This is a genomic window from Parabacteroides merdae ATCC 43184, assembly GCF_025151215.1.
In the GTDB taxonomy this organism is placed as follows: domain Bacteria; phylum Bacteroidota; class Bacteroidia; order Bacteroidales; family Tannerellaceae; genus Parabacteroides; species Parabacteroides merdae.
The window spans coordinates 2,457,635-2,475,587 of the sequence record NZ_CP102286.1 but is presented as its reverse complement, the minus strand read 5'-3'; the positions used below and the strand labels follow the sequence as shown (position 1 = coordinate 2,475,587).

Here is a 17,953-nt window from a genome sequence, read left to right as displayed (position 1 = left end):
GCATCATAATTACGCTTTAATCTTCAATATAATGTCACTTATTATCAAGAATTTCTGATATAACAGGCCGAAACTTTATGGGGCTATGATAAATCGGTCATCTTGTATGAGTAACTTTCTCATCAGTATAACACTTACCATTGTTGATGCAAACTCTCTCCTCCCAAAATCTGCTCACTCACCATACAACACATCCAGCATTTCCGCCGTCAAGTGTTCATCAGAAAACCTTACTGCGCACTCTTCTTCCGTGGCATAACCCATATAATTGATGCTGCCATACCACATCTTTTTTTTATCAATCATCACCAATTGAAAGGTCAAACGTTCGGATACACGAACCGTCAAACCCTCCCTTTGCAACCACTCTGCTTCTTCAGTCTTGTTTCTCACGAACACAACCACCTGTACTCCCCGCTGCATAGCTTCCTTCAAGGCGATTCCTAATTGAGAACGCTTTTTCAATCCGGTTTTCGTTACAGAGATAATTACGGTATGTCTGGCTTGAGCTATATCCTCAACCAAGGGGGACAGATAGTTATTACCTGAAAATATACTTTGCGTATGATGACCGGTTACAAGCACTCCTTTCTCTAACAACTGATAGCCAATAGCCGCATATCCTTTCAGCCTGCGCTGGTACATGCGGTCGCACAATGGCAAGTGAATGTCGATGTAATCATAAATGCGGACATCAGTCTTTCCATGATACTCGCGGTGCAAACGTCCGGCGTATTGTGCCACAATGCCTTTCCATGAAACAGGAGAAACCAAGAATAGGGTATCCAAACGAGGATAATCAAAGCCTTCACCTACATAACGTCCGGTTGCCACAATCACCAAAGGCTCCTCTGGAGGAAGCGCTGCCAACCGTTCCATCTTTTCACGCTTCTCCTTCATGGATTCGGCACCCACCAAGGTAATGACATGCCTGCAATATACAGAAAGCAGCAGCCCCAGCCGCTCCACATGTGAAGTGAGCGCGGTCAGCACGATCGGTGTCCGTCCGTCTGCCAGAACCATACGCACATCTTCCACAATCTGTGCATTCCGCTGTTCATCCGTAGCAAGGGATTGTACGATTCGCGCGTATATTGGCGGTTCATCTAAAAGGTCCCGGCACGCTGTAAACCGAGGCACCAGCCATCGCTTGAAAGTCTGCCTGGTTATTTGACTTTTGGCATCTGCCGAATAGCGTATCGGCCCACACTGCATAAAAATAATAGGCTGATGGCCGTCCTTCCGAATGGGAGTAGCTGTCAACCCATACACATACATGGCAGGAACCGATTTCAAGATTTGCTCAAAGTTGACCGCAGAAACATGATGGCACTCATCGACAATCACCATGCCGTACCGGCGGACGAAAGACTTTACCCCCTCATCGGTCAAGCAGGATTGCATGAGGGCGACATCTACCCATCCATGCAAGCTGTTTCCTTTGGAATCTAACGTACCAAAGGGAGAAAAATACTTTTTCCTTCCCCGCTTCGGAACGGCTTCTTCTACCGGATATTCCAACTCCAGAAATTCCTCCAACCGCACCTCCCATTGTTCCAGCAAGGTCCTTGTATGTACCAGAATCAAGGTATTTACCTTACGTTCTGCTATCAGGCCGATGGCTGTTACGGTTTTGCCGAAAGCTGTTGTTCCATTCAGGATACCCTGATCATGCTGCATCAGTATGCGTACGGCTTCGGCTTGTTCTTCACGTAACTGCCCTTTGAAATGTACCATAAGAACTTGCCCTTTTTCCCGCTCGTCCTGAATGGAATAAGCTACCTCATTGGCATTTAACAGTTCCAACACCGCATCCTCACAGCCCCGAGGTAATGCCAGATAATCCTCCAGAACTTCCGCACAGGAAATGACACGCGGTATATTATAGGTAGAAAGGCGCATTCCTTGTTTAGCATAGAATTCCGGATTCCTGAACGAAGCGACCCGCTTCAGATGTGACAGCACTTTCCCTGAAACGCCCTTCAACGGCACATAAATCCGATTGGAACGGACAATATTCATTGTTTTGGGGAAATCATATCGGGTGACAGCCTGCACTTCGGGCACTTTCCAAGGAACATTCTCACTGGTGGTGGATAATCCGCCTATATCCGTTGAGAGCCCTTTCCGTTGAAGAAGGACATCCACTTCCTCCTCTGAAACCTTAACGACCTGCTGCAGATAACTCCACTGGTCCTTAAAGGCTACAAAGTCTTCATCGACAAAGACGCTATTGCCCAGTTTACGGGCTTGCCCCTGCAAAGGCAAAGCAACCAGGTTCCCCAATCCACCCTCCGGGAGATAATCCTGATTCGGAAATAAACGGTCATAAGACTTGAAAGTCAACTTCACGTTCCGCTCCATGGCATGAGTCAACAAGGCAAAGCCTAACTTCCTTGCCTTTACGGCAGGTACAGGTTGCCCGAAGAAAATCCAGACATGGGCTCCATTACCTGAACGGGAACGTTCCATATAACAGTGTATTCCCCATGACTTGCAAACCTTCACATAGGCCAATACATCAGTCTGATAGCCATGGACACAGGATTTATCGTCGAAATCGGCGCATAAGAAGCAGCAAGTATTATCAGGAAGAATAGCATATGCCCCTATTACATCCCCCCCTTCCGGATGCTTTCCCTCCAAGTGCTTATACACATCCTCATAGGAAAGTGCCTTGAATTGGCGGTGGGGACATTCCGCACACTTAAACTTCTTCTTGTCACAGTATGCCCGATTCCATTCATTCAGACATACCGGCTGATATCCGGACTTGTCGGACGTACGGCTATACCAACGTCGGGCAAATACATCTTCCCTACCTCGGAACAGACTCCTGAACAAAGCTACCTTCTCCTCTAAAGACAGGCGGACATCTGGCTGTTCCTTTGGGAGAAGTGTGCTACATCCGACAGCTCCCCCTGCATTCCCGCTTTTGAGGCGCTGAATCTCCTGATTCAAAACAGCGTTCTCCTTCAGAAGGTTTTGATAAGCCTCCCGAAGTTCTTCATAGGTGTATCTCATATCCATAAAAGTACCATTCATCCAAAGAACTTCGTAATGGCAAACAGCGGAATATTCTCCATCCAACCCTGATCTTGATAACCCATCATGGAGATGCGCAGTCCTTTCAACTGATAATCGGGATGTTTTTTAATATATTCCGACATGGAACGCGCACGTACATTCTCTTCGGCTTTCACTTCCACAGGTATCACGCGATGCTCCGTCTGTACCACAAAGTCAATCTCCGCAGGTGTTTTGTCACTGCTCCAATAATAGGGCGAAAAGCCTTGGGCCACTAATTGCTGCAAGACAAACTGTTCGGTAAAAGCGCCCTTGAACTCCTTGAATACATTATTTCCTACCAGCATTTGGCTGGCGGGCGCCTCGGTCATACAACCTAAAAGACCGCAATCAAGCAGGAATAATTTGAAGGCACCCAGATCTTCGTAAAATTTGACAGGCATCTGCAGCTCTTTTACCCGGCTGACTTTATGTACCAGACCTGCATCCATCAGCCACTGAATGGCGAGTTCATATTCCGTAGCTCTGGCTCCTTTCTTCAACACATTATAGATGAATTTCTTGTTCTCCCTGGCCAACTGCGAAGGCAAGGATTGCAGCACTTGTCCGATACGTATACTTTCAGTAGGTGTCGTATGCTTGGAGATGTCCCGCCGATAAGCATCCAGGATTTCAGTCTGTTTGTCACGTACTTCCTGCAAGTTTTGATGCTGAAAGAAACAATCCACCACTTCAGGCATGCCACCTACATAATAGTATTGGCGAAGCAAATCAACATATTTTAAACTGAGAATCTTTAAAATTTCCCAATCGGGCTGATGCAACAAATCGCACAAATCAGTTTCGCCGGCAGCCATCAGAAATTCTTCAAAATCCATCGGATATAGATGCATTACATTTACCTTACCCACTGGAAAGGACTGACCTTTCCCCAAAGTAATTCCCAACAAGGAGCCAGCCGCCATCACATGATATTCAGGCGCATTTTCCTGAAAATATTTCAAGCTATGCAATCCCCGTTCCACCTCCTGCAACTCATCGAATACAATCAACGTTTTTCCTGCTTCAATCTTCGTTCCTGTGATAGCCTGAAGTGTCAGCAAAATACGGGGGATGTTATAGTCGGCTGCAAATAACTCCTTGGCCAGTGGCTCGACATCACAGTTGATGTAGGCTACGTTCTCAAACTCAGTCAGACCAAAATGTTTCATCACCCAAGTTTTACCAACCTGACGAGCACCTAACAGTATCAAAGGTTTTCTCGCAGGATTATCTTTCCAAAGTTTCAACTGTTGTATAATCTTCCGTTTCATCGATTCCTTCAAAATAAGAATTATTCACTTGTTTCTTGCAAAGATACATTTTTTCGAGGATAGGAACCAATATATAACACACTTTTTCGATGATAATCCAAGGGAAATATTACATTTTTCAGAGGATAGCAAAGAATTTTTGATAGATATATCAGGTTAGCGGGTTAAAGTTTTTCCACCTTAGAATCAAGCAATGTTCCGCATTTCTATTTCTTACCTGCAAAGGTAGCCTTTTGCCCTTGATCGTGCAAGGCGGTCCTTCGGACCGGTTGGCTGAAAAAATCATCCTCGCTTCGCCGCGGTATTTTTTCGCCAAGCCTTGCACAATCAGGGCAAAAGACAAACGGATGCATGTAAGAAAAGAAATACCGGCTTTACCAAAGCCGGGCATGTTTAACCATAAAATAAAAAAGATCATGATTCAAACAAAAAACAAGTATTGCAAGGAAACATTCATCCGTTTGAACTACTGGTATGACCGGATACACGGGCTTGTCCGGGAAGACATAGAGAAAGTGAACACAATGGTGGAACACATCGAAAAAACACGTTCCAACCGATATCCCCGTACAGGTGACAGCCTGTTCTTTATTTCTGGATACGGTGAACGTTCCCGGCCGTTCTTCGTAGATGCCGTGTATGGAGATAACATTGTGCTCCGGAATTTCTCCCGTGTCCCATTCGTGTCCTGGGATAAGAAGGGCATCAAATGCGATATGCATGGCGGCGAGTGCGTGCTGATAAAGACCGGTGATGTAAGGTTCAAGACTTGGACTACCGGCCGTTTCAAGCACTGGGGACATTACGGGGCATGTGAAAACGGGGAAGTTTACTACGATGCGAAAGTAGCCCTGTGGGAATGTGGCGCACCTGAACAGCCGGAAAGTCAGGAATGGTTCAAAATCCATATCCGCAAAAACACCCGGTCGGGCGGGGATATGTACATCGGAGAAATATCCTGTAAGGATGAGGATGGACTCAAGCAGTTTGTCAATGACCATGAAGGTTTCATATTCGTAGAAGAGGATTCCCAGGAGATGGTCATACTATGTTTCAGGCATTCCGATATGAGGATTTCCCCGGAAGAGTGGGAAAAGATGAACTGTCCGGTATCCGTGCGTGAAATATACGGACAGATGCAGAAAGTAAAGATTGTAAAAGATCATAAAACACATCTGACCACATTCTACTATTAACACAGTATCGCCACATTAAAAATCACCCTGCTTCCTGCCACATGCGGCAGGATAAAAATAAGGATATATCATCAAACAGTCTTTTCAATACCTCTATTATATATGGAGCTGATTGTTTTTCCCGCACAGATATTCATTCAGATCCTTATATTCGGAATATTCATGCGAAAGATCGCATATACGGATTCCGTATTTGTCCTTTAATGCCTGCACCGCATTTTTTCCGGCGGTATCATTGTCCAGACAGCAACAGATGCCGTCATATCGTGAAAGGAAAGAAAAAGCCTTCTGTAAGTTACTGACAGAATTCAACACTATATAATCCCCCTCTTCCAAAGATGGAAAAGCCAGCCTGAAAGACAGAAAATCTATAAACCCCTCAAAAATATAGCAAATCCTGCTCTCCGGCGTGCTAATAATACAGGTGATGTCCTTGGGAGCGATACAAGCCTTGAAATACCTGTTCCTGATTTCGTACCCTCCGGAAATATTAGGGAAAGCGATGGCAAAATAATTCTTCCCGTTCCGATTAAAATGAGCCTCCTTGCATACTTTTCGGGCCGTTTCCGTATCAATGCACCTTTCCTCCAGATAGGTAAGCAGTATCCGGTTGGCAAGAGGAGTGATTTTCAAGTCCTGAAAGGCGGGATACGCTTTTTCAAAAGGGCAGGATACAGTAACCGGTTTCAAAACCGTCCTTTTATCCTCAATACACCGTAACACATGGCTTATGTCCTGTGTCCGATAAATCTCCTTGGCCAACGTTATAATATCCCCACCCCTTCCCAGTCCGAAGTCATACCACAGTTCCTTATGGAGGTCTACCTTGAAAGAGGCCTCCTTTTCCGTTCTGAAGGGCGATTTATACCATACGCTGTTCCCACGCTGCATTACCGGTTCATGTCCGAATCCGGCTAAAAAATCAACAAGCCTGATGTTCTTTGCTTCTTGCATGTTCATGACATATCTTTTTCATGAATTAATTCACGATTAACACATAGGACAAAGAACCGCTTTATACCCGAAACAGACAAAACAGTGTCATCAGATGGCATCAAAAGTCATCAGACGACAAGCAACCTAATATAAAAACATGTTACCATATGATTTATCATCTCCATTACTATTTGTGTGTTTTACATACACTCCTTAAATCATAAATCTGTTATACAAACTATAAACATTCCTCAAAAAGTTTGGCGACATTGGTGATATTTGATAATATATTAGGGAATTAGACGAAAAAATAGTAATTTTGCAAATCAATAATTATTGATTTATAGATGGCAAATGCAGACCAAATATTGTCTTTGATACGTAATCATCTGAATAACGATGATGCACAATTTAGAAAAGTTGCTCTCCAGATTTCTGCTGTAGAGGCAAAGAATGGTCATGCAGTATTAGCAAGAACCATCCAGGAGCTTTTAAGTCAAAGAAAAACATCTTTTAGTGCTTTAAAGCTTATTCCACGTAATAAAGATGTGGATGACTTATTGCTTCAAGTCGAGACATACGATTGCCTGAAAAATATGGTGACGGACAAAGCATTGAAAGAAAAGATAGAAAGAGTCATCAAAGAATTTACAAAGAGAGAAGAACTTAGGAAATATGGACTTGCCAACCGCCGCAAATTATTGCTCTATGGCGTACCTGGGACAGGCAAGACTATGACAGCAGGAGTATTGGCTAAAGAGTTGAATCTTCCTTTATTTATTGTGAGGACAGAGAAAGTCGTTACAAAATTCATGGGTGAGACAGGACAGAAACTTAGCCGTATCTTTGATTTTATAGATGAGGTTCCTGCAGTCTATCTTTTTGATGAATTCGATGCTATCGGTGCTCAGCGTGGAATGGAAAATGAAGTAGGTGAACAGCGCCGAATACTCAACACATTTCTTCAATTGTTGGAACGTGACTCATCAGACAGTTTCATTATTGCAGCGACAAATGCCATTGATTCGATAGACAAAGCGATGTTTCGACGTTTTGATGACGTTATTGAATATCGCTTGCCAGACTCCAGACAACGTATTCATCTGTTGCGTGAATATCTATATGCGGCTAAAGAACTTGATTATTCCATGGCAGCACCTCTGTTTGAAGGTATGAGCCATGCAGAGATAAAAATGGTATGTTCTGATATATTCAAAGAATCTTTGTTAAATGATGTGCCAATGAATATAGAATTGGTAAAGATGGTCGTTGACAAACGGAATCAACTTTGTCGTGAAATAAGTTGAATAAGGAGATAATATGCAAAAGGAACATTTTTTCTTAGGTAACCAAATAGCAGAACCCCGTTCTTTCACGCCAAGAGCAAAGGTTGTACCACCACCTGTTATTCCTGAAAGGAACAGACAAGAACATGCTGCATTTATCAAGGAAAGCTATAATGCAGTCGTTGAATCTGCCATCACGGCTCTTTCTGAAAGGGAAAAGTGTGGTTTACCGTCTGCGGATGGTGTGTATATAAACCTTGACATGTCTCCCAAATTGGTTCCCCAAAAGTTAGCCCAAAGTAGTGGAGCATCCATTCTGAAAATCTCTGAAGATAAAAGTGACGGAAATGTTGATGTAACCGTATATATCAAAAATGAGAAAAAAGATTGGCTGAGCAAGAAGGCAGACGAGTATGCCGATGAAAAGTATAATACGAAAACAGGCAAACCTAAAAATACAGGCTTGATTGAACCTATCAACGCCATTAAGCCGGCAGATATACATGCGCTCTATACATCTATAGAAGATTTCGACAAACTACCTGATAATAAGGCCTTTTTATTTGAGTTGTGGATAACTAAAACAAAGGAATATGACACAGTAAAATTATCAGATGTCTTGGATAAACTTGCTATCTTAAAAGCAGGTAAAAATCATTTGGATTTTGATGGAGTAGATGTTTGGATGATAAAAGCAACCAAACAACAGTTATGTGAATTACCGCTATCTATCGGTTATATAGAAGGAGTGCGTCCCTATCATCAGCCATCGATACTTATAAAAAATCGGAGCGAAAGTCGCGAGTGGAGTGAACTGATTGAAGGAGAAATCCAATTTGCGCTTGATAAAGACAGTACAAGAATAGGCTTGTTGGACTCAGGCGTCAACAATGCCCATAAACTGCTGGCACCTGCTCTTCCTAATGACAGAATGAAAAGTGCTATCAGCGTGCCGGATACAACAGACCACAGTGACCATGGTACAGGTATGGCCGGACTTATGCTTTATGGAGATTTGACGGATATAACTTATCGACATGGAGGTCCGATAATCATAGAACAGGACTTGGCTTCCGTGAAGATTGTAGAGAACGGTCATACAACAGATCCGGATTTCTATGGAGCGGTAATTGAAGATGCTATCTATCAGGCTCAGGCTATGGGGGCGTCTATACAATGTATGGCTGTAACTGATGGTACATCGTATGACGGAAAGTCAACGTCAAGTTCTGCGTCATTGGATGAAAGCATATACCATAATGGCAAGTGTGACCGCTTAGTGCTCGTTTCAGCGGGCAACATTGAGCCCCCTGAAGTAGATGCCACAAATTATCTGGAGTCCTGCAAAGCCAATGCTGTACAAAGTCCGGCTCAAGCATGGAACGCATTAACAGTCGGAGCATATACGGAGAAAACGATAGTAACAGATGAAAGCTACAAGGCACTGGCAGCTCCAGGGAATCTGTCACCCATGTCAAGAAGTTCGTGGAGTTGGAGAAATGGTTGCAATAAGCCTGAAATAGTCATGGAAGGAGGTAATATAGCCTATCATCCTGTTTTTCAAACAACGACACATCCTGATTTAAGTTTGATTACTACCTGCCAAGATTTGGCGGAATCATTGGAACAGTTCCATGCTACAAGTGCGGCTACAGCATTAGCGACACGTCTTGCGGCAAAAATAAAAACAGCAACACCAACTCTTTCCATGTTGTCTGTTCGTGGCATGATGGTACATTCTGCCAAATGGACACCGGAAATGATACGTATCGGTAATATCAAGGATATTATACCTTTATGCGGCTATGGTGTTCCTGATGAAGAGACGGCCTTATTCAGTAATGAAAAATATGCAACGTTTATATTTGAAAATGAGTTAATACCCTATTGGGAAAAAGATGGTTCAAACACCTATAATCAATTGCACTTTTATGATTTGCCTTGGCCAACAGAGGTGCTGGAACAAATGGGAGAAGAAAATGTAAAAATAAGAATCACACTATCTTATTATGTAAAGCCGTCTCCTGGATATGCGGGAAGAAGCAACAAGTATCGTTATCCATCTGCTACGCTGCATTTCGACTTGAAAAGTGCAAGCGAGAGTATGGAAGAGTTTCTTTGCAGAAGAAATAAAAGTGAAGGAGAAAAGAGAACTGACAATGATACTAACAGATGGACCATCAAACAACAACGAAGAGAACAAGGTACTGTACAATCTGACTGGATCGAATGTACGGCCGCTGAATTGGCTTCTTGTGGGCAGATAATTGTTTATCCAGGCCAAGGATGGTGGAAAGAAAGGAAATTAGCTAATGTTGATAATGTTATCAAATATTCACTTATCGTATCAATAGAGACAACGAAAACTGAAATTTACGATGCCGTAGAAACGGCTATCAGTAATAGAATAGGAGTACAAATAATGCAAGAAGTATAGGAAATAAAGAAAAAATCTAATAAGCACTTGATTATTAATAAAGCATATACGGAAACACAACGTCTTTATTTACATCAGATACAAATTACTGTTTCAATGACACTGTAGGCAGAGACTATAGATATAAACAGCATCGTTGACAAAAACAGGCAAAAAAATATGCATTAGTTTGCAGAAATCGAACCTTTTATTTATCTTTGCAACGTCAAAGAGATAAAGATTACAAGATTAGTCAAGAAAAACGATGAATTTAGTGTGATGCTAATTCAATGGCTTTCATAAAAGATAAAGTAATAAATGTACAGTCACTCAAGGAGTTAGAATAAGCCGAAGCAAAAGGTTCGATTTCTGGTGGCACCACTTAGAAGAAAAGCAAAAGACAGTAAAATCCTGATTTCCAAACGAAATCGGGATTTTTTGTTTTCCGAGAGGACGCAAAAAACGGCAGAATATTACAGTTGCTGGTGTTCCAAAAGGTGGAGCAAAAGAGGTGGAGCGCAAATCTCCACCGAATAAGATTACTTCTCTCTGATTTGCAACATTTTGCGTATCAAGAAAGCGTGCATGGTTTCCTACTTTTGTACAACGAAAAACTGTAGGAACATGAAAAGAGACTCATTCAACGTGCTTTTCTTTATCAAGAAAGCCAAACTGCTGAAAAACGGAGAAGCCTCCGTGTGTATGCGCATCACGGTGAACGGTGCGCGAGTGGAAAACAATATCCGCAAGAGCATCGAACCAGCCTTGTGGAATCAGGCGAAGGAGTGCGCCAAAGGCAAGAGCCGTAAATCCTGCGACTTGAATGCTTATATCGAGGAAGCAAGAATCAAACTCCACCAGACTTTCAATGAACTGGAAGAACAAGGGCAATTCATCACCGCTCGCCTGTTGCAAGAAAAGTTCTTCGGACAAGACAAAGCCTCTGAAGCTATCCGTACACTTATCGGAACCATGCAGGAGCATAACGACCAATGCCGTGAACTTGTCGGAAAGGACTATGCGCTGATTACCGTCCGCCGTTATGAAAGTTGTAAGCGTTATCTTGCAGAACTTATCAAACTGAAATACGGCAAGGAGGATTTGCCATTATCGGAAGTCAATGGAGAGCTGGTACGCTCTTTTGAATTCTATCTCAAAACGGAAAAGGAGTGCCAGCAGAATACGGTTATCCGCTACATGAAGTGCTTGAAGAAGATAACCAATCTTGCGCTTGCTAACGAATGGATTACCAAAGATCCGTTCATCGGCATCAAGTTTCATGAGAAAGAGGTTATCCGTGAGTTCTTGACAATGGATGAACTACTCACGATCTATCACAAGGAGTTTTCGTTAGAGCGTATCACTATTGTCCGTGATGTTTTCACCTTTGCGGCATTCACCGGATTAGCATTCATAGACGTACAACAACTGGCACCGGAACATATCGTGGAGGATTCTAATGGCAACCTATGGATTCGCAAACCTCGGCAAAAGACGAAGAACATGTGTAACATTCCTTTGCTTGATATTCCATTGGAGATTCTCCGTAAATATGCGGAACATCCAGCTTGCCAAAAGAAAAACAGACTGCTGCCAGTCCCCTGCAATCAGAAGATGAACAGCTATCTGAAAGAAATCGCAGACTTATGTATGATAAACAAGACCTTGACCACACATGTAGCCCGGCACTCGTATGCGACCTCTGTATGTCTCGCCAACGGTGTGAGCATAGAGAATGTGGCAAAAATGCTCGGCCATTCCAATATAAAAATGACGCAGCACTATGCACGTGTGTTGGATTCCTCCATTTTGCGCGATATGAATAATGTAAAGAACGTAATGTCTAAAGTTATGCGATAGATATGGATAGAGGAATAATAACAATCAGTGAAACAGGTGTAGTCACCATACCGACTGCACCCGTGTGGATGACCAAGTTCGAGATAGCCGACCTGTTCGGGGTGTTCTCATGCGATCTCCGCAAGGCGATTCATACCATTTACAAGAGCAAAGAACTGAACGAATTTGACACGATGAAATATCTCAAGCAACCGGATGGCATCAGTTACGATGTCTATAACATTGAAGTGATTATAGCCGTTGCATTCAGGATATGCAGTAAAGAGAGTATTTTGTTCAGGCAGTGTATAATCAATAAAATGAGTGCAACCAAAGCAACATCTATAATAACATTGTTTGTTTCCTGTGGCAGAGGCGACAACCGATGGTATAGTTGAGGTTCATTCCGTCAGCCACTCGTTCCCGATGTACGGATGCAAAGGTAGCGTATGGCTTGATGGCAGCGGCAAGGTTGGGCGGCAGAGCCGTTTCGGGCGGAATCTTCCTCCTGCGGAGCGTATTCAGCCCGAAAACCTTGCCACTGCCTGCCATACGCTTGAAGAGCATCCGGCAACGGAAACAAGCGACTGATGGGAAATCAGAAGACAGGAAAGAGGAACAGCTTACAGACGAAGCGGGATTTTAATGCTCCATCCGTAAGCCGTTCCTTTTTCTTTTTGCCGAAAGTCCGTTGTTAACACAATCACAGGGCAGACGGCAAACTGCGCTCCTTCAAGAAAATCAGGTTGCCATCAATCGGTAAGCGGAGCGGTAGCCGTCAGCCAGCATCCTTTCAATGTCGGATTCACGGTAGAGGATTTTACCGCCTAACTGGATATAGGCTATGCGCCCTTCGTTGCGGTAGTCCTGAAGTGTCCGGCGGCTCACTTTCAGCCGTGCCGACACCTCCTTGTCGGTGAAGAAACGCTCTCCGTTCAGTGTCAGTCGGTAATTGGCGGTCAGATGCTCGAAGCTGTCCAAAAGACGGTCAAGACTGCCCATGAAGTGGATTATCCACTCGTTGTCCTTGCTAATCAGTTCATTCATGTTATTTTGGATTTAGTGGGTATTGTTATTTTACTTCGTTCATTTCATCAAGTTTATATAGTTCTTCCTTTGAACTTTGCATCTTTGCGCCTGTCCTCCACAACGGAAGCAATGCGCTGTACGTCATCGGGACGGTAGTAGGTCTTGTGGTTTATCTGCGAGTAAGCCAGCGTCCCATTGTCCCGAAGCGTCTGCAATGTGCGTGCGCTGATGTTGAGCATTCGGCAAACGTCCTGATTGTCCATCCACTCTCCCATTGTCTTCTCTCCGTGCCTCTGACAGATGATATCCATGCGACTGACGAAACAGTCGAACTTGGCGACCATCGCCTCAAAAGTCTTTCTTTCAATTGATACGATTTCCATATACATAACTTTTTATTGTTACTGTTTTCTTTTGCTACAAAGGAATATATAATCTACTGCCTTGCAATGGATTTTCAAAAAGTGGCAGCGTGTTGCGCCGATACGGCAGCCATTGTCTGGGGAGATTATACAGAAACGGTTCTTTTCGCATGAATGCCGTCCAAACGGAAAGGTTGGCTATTTCATAATCCGCTTATTTAATATATATGGTTGTGTGTTGAAACAAAGTTTTGGTTGTTTGGAGAGTGACAACATTACGTCATGAAATCATTAAATCAATGTATCATCAAATTGCCGGACAACCATTGTTTTATTTTCTTCAATACTCGTTTTGGCAGGTATTCGATAAATCCTTTTGATAAGTGTTTGAATTTCTCGTTTTTCATGTATTCCGGTTTTTCATTTTTTGAATTATTGTCCACTTGAATAAGAAAATGATTGAACCTGCATTTCGACAAGTGGCAGTATATTGCGCTGATAGGCAGCCATTGTCCGATTCAAACCTCTGTCCGATACTGTATTAAGAGCGTAACTTTGCACCCAAACGGTAAGGGTCCCGCAGATGGAGCAATCCGGAGTTTGAAAAGTATTATTCCAATCCGACAAGCGGAGGATTCTTGTGTCCTCAAAGACACAGCAAGGTATATTTTCAGTTACTCGAATGATTCCGAGTAACTGAAAATCCCAGCACTGCCGTGGGCAGAATTATCCTCCGCAGTCGGATAATTTCGGGGTTCCTTAATCAAAGATTAAACAATGGACAAGCCATAAAATTAAAAGAATAAGAAGAATGAAAAAGAAGAGCAAGTACGGGAGAAATCCCAAGTTGAATCCGAAGACGCACTGCGTGATGGTGCGCTTCGATGATGTGGAGTGGAACAGGTTCCTGACGATGTACGAGGAATCGAACGTGTATGCGAAAGCCGTCTTTCTCAAGGCGCATTTCTTCGGACAGAAATTCAAAGTGTTGAAGGTGGACAAGGTGATGTTGGAATACTACACCAAGCTGTCCGACTTTCATGCCCAGTTCCGCGGCATCGCTACGAACTACAATCAGGTCGTTAAAGAGTTGCGCATCCACTTTTCGGAGATGAAGGCGATGGCGTTGCTCTACAAGTTGGAGAAACATACCATCGATCTTGTGAAACTGAGCCGGGAGATTGTGGAACTTTCAAAGGAGATGTATGCCAAGTGGGAACAACAGAAAGGATAAATTCCATTGTACACCTAAAAAATACGGTAGATACACAACCCTGTGAAATAACGCGAAACGCCGAGAATTTCATAGGGTCCGGCATATCATCATCGGACGTTCGGAACTATATGCGAAAGATGGGAATCGACCGAAAGGATTGAAAATATAATTCTTATCATAGAAACGACTTTGTCATTATGCACAGTCGTTTCTATGTTTCATTTACCTCTTTTTACTTCGTAACCAACACGAAATTGCTATTTTTGTAAAATGATTCAAGAAGAATTCGATTTTTACAGACCATGTAAGCTATTGCAACCTTACGTGAGATATTATTGGGTATTCAAAAGTAACCAGTTTTTGAATACCCTGACTTTTCCTATCGGTTGCTCTCAAATCATTTTCCATAAACAAGCACCGTTATATATCCCTGAACTAAATGTTACACAAGACAAACTGACTGTGAGCGGACAAGTTAATTTCTCGTCACACCTATATGCAGACGGAAATATAGAAATGATAGTGGTCGTATTCCACCCTCACGCCATGAGTATGTTTCTGAACATACCGACATCGCTCTTTTACAATCAAGAAGTGTCCGGTTACAGCCTTGAAAACAAAAGTTTGAATGAACTGGCTACACGAATATTCGACTGTGAGAATAATTCTATTTGCATAAGCTATATAGAAAAATGGCTGTTGTCACAAATTGCCGATAATTTAGCTGATACCACATACAGAATTAAAAGGATAGATGCCGCCATACAGCGAATATATATTACTCCGCAAATCTCTGTAAACGAATTATCTTCCATTGCCTGCCTAAGTAAAAAACAGTTCGAGCGGTTGTTTCATTCATTTGTAGGCATCAATCCCAAGGAATATACCCGTATCGTCCGCTTCCAAAAGGCTTTGGCGCAGATGCAGCATCAAGCGGGCAAAGAAATCAACCAGGCACAAATAGCATACGCCAGCGGCTATGCCGATCAGTCGCACTTTATCCGGGAGTTCAAGAAATTCTGCGGATATACGCCCGTGTCTTTGCTGAAAGTATCAAATCCATATTCCGATTTGTTCACCAATCCCGTATAAATGTCCCGTTTGTTCTATCCGAGGTCAAGCGCTTCTCCTACTTTTGCTACCTGATTCATTGAACGAAAATAGCATTAAGTATGAAAGAAGTAAATCCCCAAGAAACCAGCCGGGCATACGCCTTTGAAATGTGGATGAACGCACCCATGCCGATGGTGACGTTCTTTAAGACACTTAACGTGTCACGCCTTGCGAAAATCAGCCGGAAATCGGGCATGAAGTTTAATATGTTGATGTGCTGGTGTATCGGCAAAGCCGCAAGGGACGTGAAAGAATTTTATATGCTGCCCGTTGGCGGTAAACTGATGCAGTACGACACCATTGCAGTAAACACCATTGTCGCCAACAGAAAGGGCGAGGTAAGTTCGTGTGATATTCCTTTCTGCGATGATTTATCTTTATTTAATCAACACTATCTGCGACTTACCAAACAAGTGGCTGAAAGTTGCGTCAATCACGACTTGACGGAAAGCATGGTTATCGGAACTTCCGCATTGGCACAATATGAAATAGACGGGGCTGTCGGGATGTATAGCGGCATTTTTAATAATCCGTTCCTCATTTGGGGCAAATACAAGCGCCGCCTGCTGAAAACGACACTTACCGTTTCTTTCCAGTTCCACCACACGCAAATGGACGGGGCGCACGCTTCCCGCTTTTTAGACGGGGTTCAGAAAGAAATTGATAAATTGAGAATATAAGTTCAGGGAAAAACGCTATCTTTGCAGAACTAACAGAAAAATAAATAGTTGTTCAACAATATGAAATGGCAGTTGTGCATATAGCTACGCTCAACGAATAGCACTTCCAATTATTGCTATTCAGCAATAGACAGGCTTATGTTTTTAAGTTTGCCTGTCATTGTTTTGTCATTATCCCTTATTATAAATCTATAAGATTGTCGTGCTGCTTAAAGCGGCAGGATGTATTGTATCATATTGGTTTGAACAAATGAATTATACCTATAAGAAAATCTGGCTCATCGCTTTTCCTGTAATGATGAGCATCCTTATCGAACAACTGATAAATATTACCGATGCTTTGTTTTTAGGGCATGTGGGTGATGTGGAACTGGGCGCATCTGCCCTTGCCGGAATATGGTTCTTGGCAATTTATATGCTTGGCTTCGGGTTCAGTTTAGGGTTGCAAGTGGTAATTGCCCGCCGTAACGGAGAACAGCAGTATGCGGAAACGGGAAAAACGTTCTTTCAGGGATTGTTTTTCTTGCTAATACTGGCGGTACTCCTCTGTCTGCTATCCAAGATATTTTCTCCCGTTCTGTTGAAACATCTGATAACTTCGGATGATGTTTATAATGCGGTTATCCGCTATTTGGATTGGCGTATTTGGGGATTGTTGTTCTCTTTCCCGTTCCTTGCGTTACGCTCGTTTTTGGTAGGCATCACACAGACAAAAGCTCTGAACATGGCAGCTTTCACTGCCGTACTGATGAACATTCCGATGAACTGGCTCCTGATATTCGGCTTAGACATGGGTATATCGGGAGTGGCTATCGCATCTTCATTTGCCGAAATGTGTTCGCTGGCTGTATTGGCTGCATATATGTTTCGGCACATTGATAAAAAAGCATATGGCTTATACTGGCATATTGATATAACTATATTGAAAGAGGTATTTTCTATCTCGGTATGGAGTATGCTCCAGTTCTTTACAAGTGTAGCCATTTGGTTTCTGTTCTTCGTGGCTATCGAACGTTTGGGAGAAACAGAATTGGCTGTATCGAACATTGTAAGAAGTGTTTCCGCACTGTTTTCCGTTATCGTCAATGCGTTGGCTGGTGTCACCGGTTCTTTGGTGAGTAACCTGATTGGAGCAGGTGAAAAGAAACAAGTTTTTCCGCTTTGCCATAAGATTATCCGTTTAGGATATGCAATAGGCATTCCATTGATTGTTTTTGCGTTGTTCTTTCACCAGCACATTATAGGGGCTTATACGGAAAATCCCGCTATCATACAGCTTGCATGGCCGCCTTTTCTTGTCATGCTATTGAATTACTTCTTTGCACTACCCGGTTACGTCTATCTGAATGCTACAACAGGAACGGGAGCGACTCGGACGGTATTCATTTTTCAGGTGATAACTACTATTGCTTATCTGTTCTGCTTATGGGGATTAGATTTTTGTGATGCTCCATTAGCGGCATATTGGGCAGTGGAATACTTATACGTAATGCTGCTTGGTACACAAGCCGTCATTTATCTTAAATATAAACAATACTAA

The 17,953-nt window shown here is 42.9% G+C and carries 15 protein-coding genes; 10 read left to right on the top strand and 5 right to left on the bottom strand.

Annotated elements, in window-relative coordinates; genetic code table 11:
• Window positions 1-174 precede the first annotated feature (174 nt).
• Both NQ542_RS10230 and NQ542_RS10225 read right to left on the bottom strand, forming a co-directional pair.
• The gene (locus NQ542_RS10230; protein WP_171030713.1) at window positions 175-3,030 is read right to left on the bottom strand and encodes a TOTE conflict system archaeo-eukaryotic primase domain-containing protein; all 2,856 of its coding nucleotides are present in this window, start codon (window positions 3,028-3,030) and stop codon (window positions 175-177) included.
• Between the two features lie 11 nt (window positions 3,031-3,041).
• The gene (locus tag NQ542_RS10225; RefSeq protein WP_005636793.1) at window positions 3,042-4,340 is read right to left on the bottom strand and encodes an ATP-binding protein; all 1,299 of its coding nucleotides are present in this window, start codon (window positions 4,338-4,340) and stop codon (window positions 3,042-3,044) included.
• A gap of 416 nt (window positions 4,341-4,756) precedes the next feature.
• On the opposite strand from NQ542_RS10225, the gene NQ542_RS10220 reads away from it, so the two are divergent.
• Entirely contained in the window at window positions 4,757-5,536 is a 780-nt protein-coding gene (locus NQ542_RS10220) for a DUF4121 family protein (RefSeq protein ID WP_032558345.1), read from the top strand.
• 96 nt (window positions 5,537-5,632) lie between these two features.
• Here NQ542_RS10220 and NQ542_RS10215 read toward each other — a convergent pair whose 3' ends face one another.
• Complete coding sequence (locus tag NQ542_RS10215) at window positions 5,633-6,496, bottom strand: toprim domain-containing protein (protein WP_005636787.1); 864 nt, start codon at window positions 6,494-6,496, stop codon at window positions 5,633-5,635.
• A gap of 323 nt (window positions 6,497-6,819) precedes the next feature.
• Between NQ542_RS10215 and NQ542_RS10210 the strand changes: the two genes are divergently transcribed.
• The 5 genes from NQ542_RS10210 to NQ542_RS10190 all read left to right on the top strand — a co-directional run bounded on the left by NQ542_RS10210 (window position 6,820) and on the right by NQ542_RS10190 (window position 12,604).
• On the top strand, window positions 6,820-7,779 hold the full coding sequence (locus tag NQ542_RS10210; RefSeq protein WP_005636785.1) for an AAA family ATPase: 960 nt from the start codon (window positions 6,820-6,822) through the stop codon (window positions 7,777-7,779).
• 13 nt (window positions 7,780-7,792) lie between these two features.
• Window positions 7,793-10,195 (top strand): S8 family peptidase, encoded by a 2,403-nt coding sequence (locus NQ542_RS10205; RefSeq protein ID WP_005636783.1) that lies wholly within the window; start codon window positions 7,793-7,795, stop codon window positions 10,193-10,195.
• 603 nt (window positions 10,196-10,798) lie between these two features.
• Window positions 10,799-12,034, top strand: coding sequence for a site-specific integrase (locus tag NQ542_RS10200; RefSeq protein ID WP_005636778.1), 1,236 nt, complete (start codon window positions 10,799-10,801; stop codon window positions 12,032-12,034).
• A gap of 2 nt (window positions 12,035-12,036) precedes the next feature.
• Entirely contained in the window at window positions 12,037-12,411 is a 375-nt protein-coding gene (locus NQ542_RS10195) for a hypothetical protein (protein WP_005636776.1), read from the top strand.
• The gene (locus tag NQ542_RS10190; protein WP_167454922.1) at window positions 12,380-12,604 is read left to right on the top strand and encodes a hypothetical protein; all 225 of its coding nucleotides are present in this window, start codon (window positions 12,380-12,382) and stop codon (window positions 12,602-12,604) included. Before NQ542_RS10195 ends, NQ542_RS10190 begins: the two co-directional genes overlap by 32 nt.
• Before the next feature lie 150 nt (window positions 12,605-12,754).
• Here the strand turns inward: NQ542_RS10190 and NQ542_RS10185 are convergent, their stop codons facing one another.
• Together NQ542_RS10185 and NQ542_RS10180 are read right to left on the bottom strand one after the other, a co-directional pair.
• Entirely contained in the window at window positions 12,755-13,060 is a 306-nt protein-coding gene (locus tag NQ542_RS10185) for a helix-turn-helix domain-containing protein (RefSeq protein WP_005636771.1), read from the bottom strand.
• A 53-nt stretch (window positions 13,061-13,113) separates the two neighbouring features.
• On the bottom strand, window positions 13,114-13,425 hold the full coding sequence (locus tag NQ542_RS10180; RefSeq protein ID WP_039849936.1) for a helix-turn-helix domain-containing protein: 312 nt from the start codon (window positions 13,423-13,425) through the stop codon (window positions 13,114-13,116).
• Window positions 13,426-14,215: 790 nt separating this feature from the next.
• Between NQ542_RS10180 and mobA the strand changes: the two genes are divergently transcribed.
• The 4 genes from mobA to NQ542_RS10160 all read left to right on the top strand — a co-directional run bounded on the left by mobA (window position 14,216) and on the right by NQ542_RS10160 (window position 17,953).
• Window positions 14,216-14,638: a conjugal transfer protein MobA gene (gene mobA / locus NQ542_RS10175; protein ID WP_005636763.1), complete on the top strand. Its 423-nt coding sequence runs from the start codon at window positions 14,216-14,218 to the stop codon at window positions 14,636-14,638.
• A 252-nt stretch (window positions 14,639-14,890) separates the two neighbouring features.
• Complete coding sequence (locus NQ542_RS10170; protein WP_005636762.1) at window positions 14,891-15,712, top strand: helix-turn-helix domain-containing protein; 822 nt, start codon at window positions 14,891-14,893, stop codon at window positions 15,710-15,712.
• Window positions 15,713-15,792: 80 nt separating this feature from the next.
• Entirely contained in the window at window positions 15,793-16,413 is a 621-nt protein-coding gene (locus NQ542_RS10165; protein WP_005636760.1) for a CatA-like O-acetyltransferase, family 2, read from the top strand.
• Window positions 16,414-16,663: 250 nt separating this feature from the next.
• Window positions 16,664-17,953: an MATE family efflux transporter gene (locus tag NQ542_RS10160; RefSeq protein WP_172676538.1), complete on the top strand. Its 1,290-nt coding sequence runs from the start codon at window positions 16,664-16,666 to the stop codon at window positions 17,951-17,953.